Raw genomic sequence first — 10,667 nt, 5'->3', positions numbered from 1 at the left:
CCCGCTACGCACCCCGAAACCGGAAGAGCCCATTTACTGCGAACTTCCTTTCCCACGTTGACGAACGGATTGTCTTCGGAAGGGAATTCATTGACGAGATTGTCCATTTTGCAAAGTCTCCTTTCAACTTCCGGGAGTTTTCTACTCCTATATCGCAGCCTATGGGGAAAGACTGTTTAATGTAAGGTTCCCGAAAGATTATTTAGAGTATGCCGCGGGTGACAGCGTTGTCTTCGCGGATGATCTCCTGACCGATGCGCTTCAGGCCGAGGGAACGCAGCGTGTCACGCTGGTTCTGCTTCCTACCAACAGTGCCCTTGATCTGACGGATCTTCAGTGCCATGGGTTATGCCCCCTGTCCTGCAGCACGAGCGCGCAGCATGGCTGCCGGAGCAACCTCTTCGAGGCTCTTGCCACGACGTGCGGCGACCTCTTCTGGGCGCACGAGCTCCTTGAGGCCGGCCACCGTTGCGTGAACAACGTTGATGGCGTTCGGCGAGCCGAGCGACTTGCAGAGAATGTCCTGGACGCCAGCGCACTCCAGCACCGGGCGGGCTGCGCCACCGGCGATAACACCGGTACCTGGTGCAGCCGGACGCAGCATGACGACGCCTGCTGCGGCCTCGCCCTGCACCGGGTGGGTGATGGTGCCGTTGATCATCGGGACACGGAAGAAGTTCTTGCGAGCTTCCTCGGCACCCTTCTGGATAGCAGCCGGGACTTCCTTGGCCTTGCCGTAGCCGACACCGACCATGCCCTGGCCGTCACCCACGATCACCAGAGCGGTGAAGCTGAAGCGACGACCACCCTTGACGACCTTGGACACACGGTTGATGGTGACGACGCGCTCGATGTACTGGTTGCGCTCGTCCTGCTGGTTGTTGCGACGATCGTTACGGCCACCGCGGTCGTTGCGGCCGCCGCGCTCGTTGCGATCGTTGCGGTTGTTATCGGCGGAGCGTCCGCCGTTACGGTCACGTTCCGACATCACGCGTTCCTTCCGTTGGAGTTCATGGTGTTGGTGGTCATTAGAACTTCAGACCACCTTCGCGGGCGGCGTCAGCCAGAGCGGCGACGCGGCCGTGGTACTGGTAGCCAGCGCGGTCGAAGACGACTGCCTCGATGCCAGCTTCCTTCGCACGCTGTGCGATCAGTTCGCCAACCTTGGCGCCACGTGCCTTCTTGTCGCCCTCGACTCCACGGACCTCTGCTTCGAGGGTGGACGCAGCGCACAGGGTGTGACCGACGGTGTCGTCGATGACCTGAACGTGCATGTGACGAGAGGTACGGTGCACAACGAGACGTGGAGTCTCTGGGGTGCCGGACAGGGTCTTGCGGATACGGAAGTGGCGACGTGCGCGAGCGTTGCGACGGCGGGTGGAGATGTCCTTGCCCACCGGCAAACGCTGGCCTTCCTTGTTCGTTGCGTTGTTGCTCATTACTTACCCGTCTTTCCATCCTTGCGACGGACCTGCTCGCCTTCGTAACGGATGCCCTTACCCTTGTATGGGTCATCCTTCCGCAGACGGCGGATGTTAGCGGCGATCTGTCCAACCTGCTGCTTGTTGATGCCTTCGATGGAGAACTTGGTGTTTCCGTCGACGGCAAACTTGATGCCCTCAGGCGCCTCAATCAGGACTGGGTGAGAGTAGCCCAGTGCGAACTCCAGGTTCTGGCCCTTGAGCTGCACACGGTAACCCACACCGAAGATTTCCATCTTGATGGTGTAGCCAGTAGTAACGCCCACGACCATGTTGTTGATCAGGGAGCGGGACAGGCCGTGCAGGGAACGGTTCTTGCGGCGGTCATCGGGGCGGGAGACGACGAGTTCTTCGCCTTCCTGAGCCACGGTGATTGGTGCCGGAATCTCTTCAGCCAGGGTGCCCTTAGGACCCTTGACTTCAACGTTCTGGCCGTTGATGGTGACGGTGACGCCAGAGGGGACGGTCACCGGTGCCTTGCCAATACGAGACATGGTTAAACCTCCTCTTACCAGACGTAGGCGAGGACTTCTCCGCCCACGCCCTTGTTGTTGGCCTCACGGTCAGTCAGCAGACCCTGGGACGTGGAGATAATAGCCACGCCCAGGCCACCGAGAACCTTTGGCAGATTAGTGGACTTTGCGTAAACGCGCAGACCCGGCTTGGAAACACGACGCACGCCAGCGATGGAACGCTCGCGAGATGGGCCGTACTTCAGGTTAAGCTCCAGGGTCTTGCCGACGGTCTCGTCGTTAACGGAGTAGTCGGCGATGTAGCCTTCCTGCTTCAAGATTTCGGCGATGTTGGCCTTGATCTTGGAGGATGGCATAGACACGGTGTCGTGGAACGCATTGTTTGCGTTGCGCACTCGTGACAACATGTCCGCAATCGGATCAGTCATGGTCATGTGAAGTGACCTGTTGCCTTTTTCGTTACGGTTCCCGTGCTCACCCTTGATGAATCGCGTGTACCGCACGATCGCTGGCTACTCACGCTCCGCCTAACTCAGTAGTTAGGGGTGCTCGCTGCCTTTATCCGTGCGGCCGCTTCGGGCGAGGGGCCTGTAACAAAGTGGATGTACAGTTTTTCTCCCTTGTAGCGGGAGACTCTTTCCGCAGGTCATGTGGCATTCCCGGGATTTTGACGCGTTAGCGTCGAAAAAAAGAACATGGGGGTACCTACCTACGGCAAGACCTGACTAGCCTAGCAACCAGCTAAAACATGTCCAAATCCCTGCTCAGAAGCATAGAGCTGAGGTGTAGGGTCGGCGCCATTCAGGGCCGACCGACCTCACTAGCCGCACCTGCTGGCTCACACACTCACCTGCACAGCTCCACAATCCCTCCTTGTAGTACTTTGATTAGGCTTACCTTGTTCACATAAGCTTGCTCCCGTTAAGATCATGGACTTTCACGCGTCAAGGAGGAATGCATGGCTATCTCTACCCCGCATGCGCAATCCCCTTCTCAATCACACCTGGGGTCTCGCGCGGACGCTACTGCGGACGCTTCTGCCAGCGCTCCATCAGGTAAAATCCCGCGTCGCCTCGTCGGCCTCGGCGTCCTTTTCCTCCTATTGCTCGCCAGCATCGTTGCCAGCATCGTGTTTGGATCACGGCAGATCCCTTTTGGAGAAGTGTCCGCCGTGTTCCGCGATCTCGGCACGGCGTTCGGCCACGCGGAGGGGCTGAATGTGGATCAGCGCGTGATCGTCGAGCTCCGCATTCCCCGCACCCTGTTGGGCCTAGTCGCCGGTGCTGCCCTTGGCGCCTCCGGTGCATTGATCCAAGGGCACACGCGCAACCCTCTCGCGGACACGGGCATTCTCGGCATCAACTACGGTGCGTCCCTGGCCGTGGTTGCCAGCTTCTCCTTGCTGGGTGTGACGTCCGTGTGGGCTACCAGCATGTGGGCGTTCGGTGGGGCCATCGCTGCTACTGCGTTGGTGTTTAGTTTGGCGTCCATAGGAGGAGGACAGGCCAATCCAATGACGCTGGTCCTCGGCGGCGCGGCTTTGTCCGCGGTCCTCAGCGCCATCATCAGCGGTTTTATCCTCACTGACGATGCCAATCTGGATCGCATGCGCTTCTGGACCGTCGGCTCCATCGCGGGCCGGGATCTCACCGTGTTCTACGGCGTGCTGCCGTTTATCCTGGTGGGCCTCCTGCTGGCGTTCATCACGGCACCGCAGCTAAACCTCCTGAATCTGGGCGATGACATCGCCTCCGGACTGGGCATCAACACCCAGCGCGCCCGCCTGATTGGCATGGCTCTGATCGCACTGCTGGCCGGTGCCGCGACAGCTGCCGCCGGCCCCATCACCTTCATCGGCCTGGTGGTCCCGCACCTCGTGCGCGCCATCACGGGCCCTGATTACCGCTGGATCCTCCCTTACTCTGCCCTGACGGGTGCGGTGATGATGCTGTTCGCAGACGTGGTGGGCCGTCTGATCGCTCGTCCGGGCGAGTTGCAAGTAGGCATCATCCTCGCGTTCGTGGGCGCGCCGTTCTTCATCGCCCTTATTTATCGACGCCGGGTGGTGGCCATTTAATGAGTTCCCTCCTTGCCCGCCCTACCTCTTCCACTATCCCTGGGCGCCCGCCATTCCGCGTGGGCTCATTTTCTGTGGTCTGGCGCCCTCGCGCGTTGACGGTGTCTCTATTGCTGCTCGTGGCGATCGTCTTGCTAGCGGCGGTCTCCATCGGCCTGGGTGACTATCCTGTGTCCCCGGCTCGTGTGCTGGAGGTGCTGTTCACCGGCCAGGGCACCCGCATTGAGCGTCTGGTGGTTTTGGATTGGCGCATGCCTCGTGCGCTGACGGCCATTCTGGTGGGCTGTGCGCTGGGATTATCCGGAGCCCTCACTCAGTCCGTGACTCGCAATGCGCTGGCCAGCCCGGATATCTTGGGCTTCACTACGGGCGCGTCCGCGGCCGCGGTCACCGTCATCACTCTGGGTGGTGGCGCTGGTGGTTTCCTCGGCTGGCTCAGCAGCATCGGCATTCCCTTGGCCGCGGTGCTTGGTGCGGCTGTCACCGCAACGGTGATGTGGGCTCTGGCGTGGAGGAGATCGACTGATTCCTTCCGGCTAGTGCTGTTCGGCATCATCATCTCTGCTCTGTTGACCTCGTATATCAACTTCCTGATGATCCGCACGGAGTTGCGCGATGCCGCGGCCGCGCAGTTCTGGCTTACTGGCTCCCTGAGCACTGCGGACTGGTCCAAGATGTGGCCCATCGCCATTGTTGTGTTGGTGTTTACACCGCTGCTGGCCTGGATTGGTCACCAACTTTTAGCCACCTTGCTGGGCTCGGATACTGCACGGGCTTTGGGACAAAACGTCCAGGGTGTGCAGGTGCTTCTGCTCGCCGCTGCCGTGGCTTTGGCAGCAGTGGCGGTCTCGGCCGCTGGCCCCATCGGGTTCGTCGCCTTCGTGGCCCCACAGGTGGCGCTGCGCTTGTGCAACTGCTCTGCACCACCGCTTCTGGCCTCTGCGCTGACCGGCGCTGCGCTACTCCTGCTGGCAGATATCAGCACCCAAACTCTTCTGCCCGTAGAGCTGCCGGTGGGCATTCTCACCTCGGCAATCGGCGGTGCGTTCCTTATTTATTTGCTGGTCCAACGGAATAGGTCAACCACGGCATGAGAAAAGATCCCACCCTGGAAGTTAGCAGTGCCGCGAACAAAGAAGGACACATGACTCAGAAGCACAGCATGAGCGCACGCGACCTCGCCGTGGGCTACGGCGACCGGACGGTCATCGAAGGCTTGGACGTGGACTTTCCTCGCGGGCAGATCACCACAATCATCGGCCCCAATGGCTGCGGCAAATCCACGTTGTTGCGAGCCATGTCTCGTCTCCTTCCGGCGAATGAGGGCGAAGTGCTGTTAGACGGCGCCGATATCTCATCCATCAGGCGCAAGGACCTCGCACGGACCATCAGCGTGCTGCCACAAACCCCTACCGCCCCGGAGGGACTCAACGTGGCTGATCTCGTCTCGCGCGGTCGGCACCCACACCAATCGTGGATCCGTCAGTGGTCGTCCACGGACGAAGCCGAGGTGCACAAGGCGCTGGAAATGACTGGCTCGATGGGGCTGGCGGAGCGCACCCTGGATTCTCTGTCCGGAGGGCAGCGGCAGCGTGTGTGGATCTCCATGGTTCTTGCGCAGAACACGGACATCCTGTTCCTGGACGAGCCCACCACCTACCTGGATCTGGCCACGTCGGTAGAGATTTTGGAGCTGGTGCAGCGTCTACGCCGAGAGCTGGATCGGACTGTGGTGATGGTGCTGCACGATCTCAACTTGGCTGTACGCTACAGCGATAATCTCGTGGTGATGAAGGATGGACAGGTCCTCGCCACCGGGCGTCCCAGCGAGGTCATTACCCCAGAGCTACTGCTCGAGGCGTTTGCCCTCAACGCGCTAGTCATCGAGGATCCTGTCACCGGCGGTCCGCTGATCGTCCCCAAGTGACGATCAGGGCTTAGTCCTCCATCAGCTCCTGGGCGGGAGTCTTCTTGGACTTCCGCCAGTTGATCATCGCGGAAATCACCACCGGAGTCACAGACACCAGCACGATGACGATGGCGATCATGTCGATGCGATCCGCAATGCCCGGGATATCCCCCAGCAGCACGCCAATGCCGACCATGCTGACAATCCACAGCACTGCACCCGTGACGTTCCATCCCACGAACTTCTTGTACGGCATCTCCGCGGTACCAGCGGCCACGGGAATGTAGGTACGCACGATCGGGATGAAGCGCCCCAGTACCAGAGCCAACGGCCCGTACTTCAGGAAGAAAGCCTCGGCTTGTTCGAGGTGCTCGGTTATGAGGATCTTGGCGTCGGGCTTAAACAACTTGCGGCCAAAGCGGTGGCCGAGCCAGAAACCTACCTGGTCGCCCAAGAACGCCGCGACGATGGCCACGCCCACCAGAATCGGAACGTTCAAGCCCAGCTGATCGCGCAAGATTGCCGCGGTGACCAGCATGGAATCGCCGGGGAGGAACGGGAAGAGCACGCCGGATTCAATAAAGATAATCAGCGCAATGCCGCCGAGCGCCCAGCCGCCAAAGTTCTGGAGCAGGGTGGTGGCGTCCATGAGGTCGCTTAAGTGCACAGGGAATCCCTTCTAGAAAACAACTGGTCTATTCTTACCCCGGTTTCTGACCGGAATACAGGCAGCTCGCCCCTAGCGTGCATCCGTTATCCCCATGAGTGCCCGTCCCCTAGCCAGCAACAGCAAAACCGCCCCAGCACGTTCATGCGGGGCGGTTCGGCAGTTGATTCAGACTACTTCGTGGCGTCTGCCAACGGCTGCTCGATCTTGTCCAGCAGGTAGTTCAGGCTCAGCACGGTCTGCCATCCGAAGGCCTTTTCCAGGTCGCCTTCCAGGTAGACACTGTGTCCGTCCTTCACGGCGGGCAGCTTGCCCACGATCGGATCCTCGGTCACAGAAGCCTTGCTCTGCTTCGGAGAGTAAGACAGTTGATCCCACACCAGCACGTCAGAGTTGATCTGGTCTGCGTTTTCCTTGGAGACCTCACCGTAGAACTTGTCCTTGGTGATGCCCGCGTAGGCCGGGTTGATCTTGAATCCCAGCTCGGTGAAGAAGCGGCTACGCGGATCGCCCTCGGCAAAGACAGCCAGGCTCTCGTCGGAGACAGTGGCCACGCCGAGTTCCTTTTCGGCCCATTCTGGGTGGCGGCCCTTGAGCTCTGCGAACTTCTCCTTGACCTGCTCCACCTGGCGCTTTGCCTCTTCAGGCTTGCCCACGGCCTGCCCGATCTCTTCCGTGGTCACGTCCCATGGTTGCTGTAGTTCTTCGTATTCGCCCTTTTGTACGACGACAGGGGCGATCTCAGACAGCTTCTTGTACGTGTCTTCATCGATGTCCGAGTACACGGCCACGATGAGGTCTGGATTGTCCTTGGCGATGGCTTCCGCGTTGACTTCTGTGTCCTTGTCGATCCGAGGAGTGTCGCCCTCGATCTTGTCATTGGACCAGTTGCCCGCAGCCTGACCATCCGGGGTCATTCCGTCCCAGTACTTCACGGAGACAGGAGTAACTCCCAGCGCCAGCAGTGCGTCCTGATCCGTGTAGCCCAAGGAGACCACGCGCTGCGGGGCTTCCTTGATTTCGGTGGAGCCGTAGCGGTGCTCGATGGTGGTGGGGAATGCGCCCTGCTCGGCGTTGACTGCCTGGGAGTCCCCGGAATTTCCGGACTGGTCATCAGTCGAGCAAGCGGTCAGTGCCGCGCCCAAGGTCAGCACAGCAGCGGTGCTAACGAGAATCTTCTTGAGTGTCATTTTTCTCCGTTGTTACTGGTGACGGATTTCCGCGCGAGGCGTGGCCCGTACACAAAAGGGAAAGGTCAAACCTTTGGTTGGATATATCCAGCCCTATGTCCAAAGAATTCGGTGGCGGTCAGTTCCGAGTTGTCGTCGAGACGAACACGATCCAGAACAATCGCCGGCGCCGGCACGTTGGCACGGGGCGATCCACAGACCACCGCGATTCCTCCCTCGTGAGGGATGGTGACTCGGCCGGGGGTTCCGCCGAAGCGGCCCTGCGAGACGTGCGCGGAAAGCACGCGGACGCGCTGGCCTCGGAATTCAAAGTAAGCATTGGGGTACGGGTCGGACTGCGCCCTGACCAGCAAGGCGATATCTTCCGCAGGTTGGGTGAAATCTATGCGAGATTCCTGCTCGCCGCGCTTGTGGAAGTACGTAGCGCGGGTGGGATCTTGAGGTTGCGCAGTGGCGGTGCCTTGGGCGACGTCACTCAATGCGCGTTCCACGAGGGGCTCGATGAGGTCGATGGTCTTGGCCACGAGATCCGTGGTGGTGTCCTGCGGACCCACGGGGATCGCGCGCTGGGCAACGATGGGTCCGCCGTCCAGCACTTCATCCATCTCGTGCACAGTGACGCCCACGTGAGTTTCCCGGTTCAACAGCGCCCACAGGATGGGCGAAAATCCGGCGTACTCGGGCAGGAGACCATCGTGGACATTCAATGCGCCGTGCTTGGCCAGGCTGAAAACCTCGGGAGGAAGCCAGGTTCGCCAATTGTTGGCCACGATGATGTCTGGTGCAGCATCGCGCAACGCCTCAATGACGTCTTGACCCACGCGCTCAGTGACACACACCTGGAGCTCATGTTCGCTGGCGAGCTCCTCAACGGAGTCTGCCCACATTTGCTCATAAGGGTGATCGCTGGCAGGGTGCGTAACTACCAAAACTACTTCATGACCAGCATTGATGACCGCAGACAACGTCCGGTGTCCCCACGACTGATAGCCGAAAACAGCAACTCGCATGCAGGGGATGTTAGCTTAGGTTTACCTATGTAGTCAATGATGAAAGTGGCGCAATTTTCATGCCAGACTCCCCGGACGTGACCACCCTTCACCGAATCTCGGTGCCCGCGGATGCGGAAGCCCTCGTTTTCCCGGACCCCTACCGCTCGAACGTCGAGCTCACCGAATCGATGTCCACCGTCGATGTGCGCATCCCGGCGCACTCAGCAGTGACCTATAGCTTTCAATCCGGCGAGCTGAAATATCCCGATCCACATAACGCACACGGCGCAGGCCCACAGGCGAGCCTATTGAGCGGCGATTCTGTGGACCAGACACTCTGGCCGCCTCGCTCCCCAGAAGTCATCGCGGACTTGCCCGGCGCACGCCTGTCCATCGACCGGAAGGTATTCGGCAGGCGCTGCACCGCGCGCCTCGATGACCGCGGTGCGGATACCACCGTGGTGTTTTTGGATGGCGATGACTGGATCCATCTGCATGACCTCACGGGCGCACTGGACCGGGCAGTCACGGAAGAGCCGATTTACGGGAGCGCTAAAGACTTAAAACGTCAGGCATATAGTCCCTTAAATGACGAGGTTATGGGGTTCAGGAACCCGTGTGATTGCTTGTCCTCAGGCCTATGAACGCAAACTTAGAAGTGCACTCATGAAGGTCACCAATGATTCCAGATCGAGGAGAAGTACAAGCTGATTTGAAAGACCTGCCCCCCCTTAGCCGCCGCATTCTTTCACGTGTTCTAAAACGCTGGTCGCAAATAAACCATTCCAATAGACGGCCACCGACACTGCTAATAGACCAATTCACTCGACCAGACGGACTACTAGGGCTCGCGCATGGGTGCGTCGAAGTTCGCGCTCGTGCGCACTGCATCCAAGATTCATGTCGTGGGTACCAGCGCCCACGTCTATTCCTACTGTTAATTCTCGGGCTTTCGAAGATATCCTTCACTATAAATTTACACACCTACTACTTCGTAAATTTTTGCACCTATTAAATTTGCAAACCCGATACCAAAAGCTGACGCCATCGAAAATATAGCTACTACAAATGTCCGATCTTTATCATCACCTTTCTCATACTGAAACTGCCAAGCCATAATAGTTGCGAACGTCCGGGCGGTATGATTAAAGCAGAATACCGCCATCAAGGCTAATGAAAAGACAATCATTGATTGTAAGAGCACGGCACTGCTAACTAAGAGAATCCCGCCAAACACCCCCAAAGCAACTGCTAGCAAGAGTAAGGCGAAATTTGAAGCCCCACCTCCTTCCTTGAAGCCAGAGTTCTTCTGGATAACATAATTGATCGCAATTTCTATAAATACAGAGCACAATAGCAACCAACTAAGCTTACTTCCCTTGGATGCCAGTATGTACGGCACTAGAACGGAACCGGTTGTGACAATTGCGAATGTAACAAGGACTTTTAGACAAGAAATCCATACATCTGTTGCCAATGAAAATCTGACGGGAAATGAAGCTCGGCGTACAACCTCGACCCCTTGATTTTGCTTCAATACTTGCGTCGCGAGGATACAAACAAAATATCCAAAAATCCCAAGCAACGCAGCAAAGGTTCGAATCGAGATATCAAAAAGCAGAATGCATGATACGGTGGCTGTCCCAAGTAGAACGACAGTCAACGTTGCTGTTCGTAGCCCAATTTTGAAACTAACTAGCTCCTCTTTTTGCAGGTAACGTGGAGGAAGAGCACCTCTCAGAGGCGAAACAAACCTTCCAAGCAAAAAGATTCCAACCAAAGCACCCATCAATGGGATTTGACCAGGGACTATTCCAAGAACAGCATATGCGACAACCTGAAAAATCTGGGACCTGACCCCTGTTTGGTAGACACCTG

13 protein-coding genes are annotated in these 10,667 nt (G+C 58.4%); 4 read left to right on the top strand and 9 right to left on the bottom strand.

Annotated elements, in window-relative coordinates:
- Positions 1 to 202: 202 nt before the first annotated feature.
- From rpmD to rpsH, 5 genes are read right to left on the bottom strand one after another with little or no spacing between them, the layout of a single operon-like run.
- Positions 203 to 343: a 50S ribosomal protein L30 gene (gene rpmD / locus HMPREF3009_RS01150; RefSeq protein ID WP_035004239.1), complete on the bottom strand. Its 141-nt coding sequence runs from the start codon at positions 341 to 343 to the stop codon at positions 203 to 205.
- Between the two features lie 3 nt (positions 344 to 346).
- A complete protein-coding gene (rpsE, locus tag HMPREF3009_RS01145) occupies positions 347 to 988 on the bottom strand; it encodes a 30S ribosomal protein S5 (protein WP_012359604.1) in 642 nt (213 codons plus the stop codon).
- Between the two features lie 40 nt (positions 989 to 1,028).
- The gene (rplR, locus tag HMPREF3009_RS01140; RefSeq protein WP_035004242.1) at positions 1,029 to 1,439 is read right to left on the bottom strand and encodes a 50S ribosomal protein L18; all 411 of its coding nucleotides are present in this window, start codon (positions 1,437 to 1,439) and stop codon (positions 1,029 to 1,031) included.
- Positions 1,439 to 1,975, bottom strand: coding sequence for a 50S ribosomal protein L6 (gene rplF / locus HMPREF3009_RS01135; RefSeq protein ID WP_035004244.1), 537 nt, complete (start codon positions 1,973 to 1,975; stop codon positions 1,439 to 1,441). Before rplF ends, rplR begins: the two co-directional genes overlap by 1 nt.
- Before the next feature lie 14 nt (positions 1,976 to 1,989).
- A complete protein-coding gene (rpsH, locus tag HMPREF3009_RS01130; RefSeq protein ID WP_034986964.1) occupies positions 1,990 to 2,388 on the bottom strand; it encodes a 30S ribosomal protein S8 in 399 nt (132 codons plus the stop codon).
- 524 nt (positions 2,389 to 2,912) lie between these two features.
- Between rpsH and HMPREF3009_RS01125 the strand changes: the two genes are divergently transcribed.
- From HMPREF3009_RS01125 to HMPREF3009_RS01115, 3 genes are read left to right on the top strand one after another with little or no spacing between them, the layout of a single operon-like run.
- Complete coding sequence (locus HMPREF3009_RS01125; protein WP_005325331.1) at positions 2,913 to 4,031, top strand: FecCD family ABC transporter permease; 1,119 nt, start codon at positions 2,913 to 2,915, stop codon at positions 4,029 to 4,031.
- Complete coding sequence (locus HMPREF3009_RS01120) at positions 4,031 to 5,125, top strand: FecCD family ABC transporter permease (RefSeq protein ID WP_005325330.1); 1,095 nt, start codon at positions 4,031 to 4,033, stop codon at positions 5,123 to 5,125. Before HMPREF3009_RS01125 ends, HMPREF3009_RS01120 begins: the two co-directional genes overlap by 1 nt.
- A 50-nt stretch (positions 5,126 to 5,175) precedes the next feature.
- Positions 5,176 to 5,958 carry an ABC transporter ATP-binding protein gene (locus tag HMPREF3009_RS01115; RefSeq protein ID WP_232760859.1) on the top strand — a complete coding sequence of 261 codons (783 nt, stop codon included), beginning with the start codon at positions 5,176 to 5,178 and terminating at the stop codon, positions 5,956 to 5,958.
- A 10-nt stretch (positions 5,959 to 5,968) separates the two neighbouring features.
- On the opposite strand, the gene HMPREF3009_RS01110 is transcribed toward HMPREF3009_RS01115, so the two are convergent.
- From HMPREF3009_RS01110 to HMPREF3009_RS01100, 3 genes are all read right to left on the bottom strand, one after another.
- Positions 5,969 to 6,607: a DedA family protein gene (locus tag HMPREF3009_RS01110; RefSeq protein WP_005325329.1), complete on the bottom strand. Its 639-nt coding sequence runs from the start codon at positions 6,605 to 6,607 to the stop codon at positions 5,969 to 5,971.
- 173 nt (positions 6,608 to 6,780) lie between these two features.
- On the bottom strand, positions 6,781 to 7,797 hold the full coding sequence (locus HMPREF3009_RS01105; protein ID WP_005291893.1) for an iron-siderophore ABC transporter substrate-binding protein: 1,017 nt from the start codon (positions 7,795 to 7,797) through the stop codon (positions 6,781 to 6,783).
- 65 nt (positions 7,798 to 7,862) lie between these two features.
- A complete protein-coding gene (locus tag HMPREF3009_RS01100) occupies positions 7,863 to 8,807 on the bottom strand; it encodes a methionyl-tRNA formyltransferase (RefSeq protein ID WP_005325328.1) in 945 nt (314 codons plus the stop codon).
- Between the two features lie 77 nt (positions 8,808 to 8,884).
- Here HMPREF3009_RS01100 and HMPREF3009_RS01095 point away from each other — a divergent pair, with 77 nt between their 5' ends.
- Positions 8,885 to 9,433: a hypothetical protein gene (locus HMPREF3009_RS01095; RefSeq protein ID WP_232760857.1), complete on the top strand. Its 549-nt coding sequence runs from the start codon at positions 8,885 to 8,887 to the stop codon at positions 9,431 to 9,433.
- 332 nt (positions 9,434 to 9,765) lie between these two features.
- Here the strand turns inward: HMPREF3009_RS01095 and HMPREF3009_RS01090 are convergent.
- Positions 9,766 to 10,667 (bottom strand): hypothetical protein (locus HMPREF3009_RS01090; RefSeq protein ID WP_232760855.1); only part of this gene is annotated, 902 nt, incomplete at its 5' end.

The organism is Corynebacterium sp. HMSC034H07 (assembly GCF_001815175.1).
GTDB classification, from domain to species: domain Bacteria; phylum Actinomycetota; class Actinomycetes; order Mycobacteriales; family Mycobacteriaceae; genus Corynebacterium; species Corynebacterium hiratae.
This window is presented reverse-complemented; position numbering and strand designations above follow the sequence as displayed.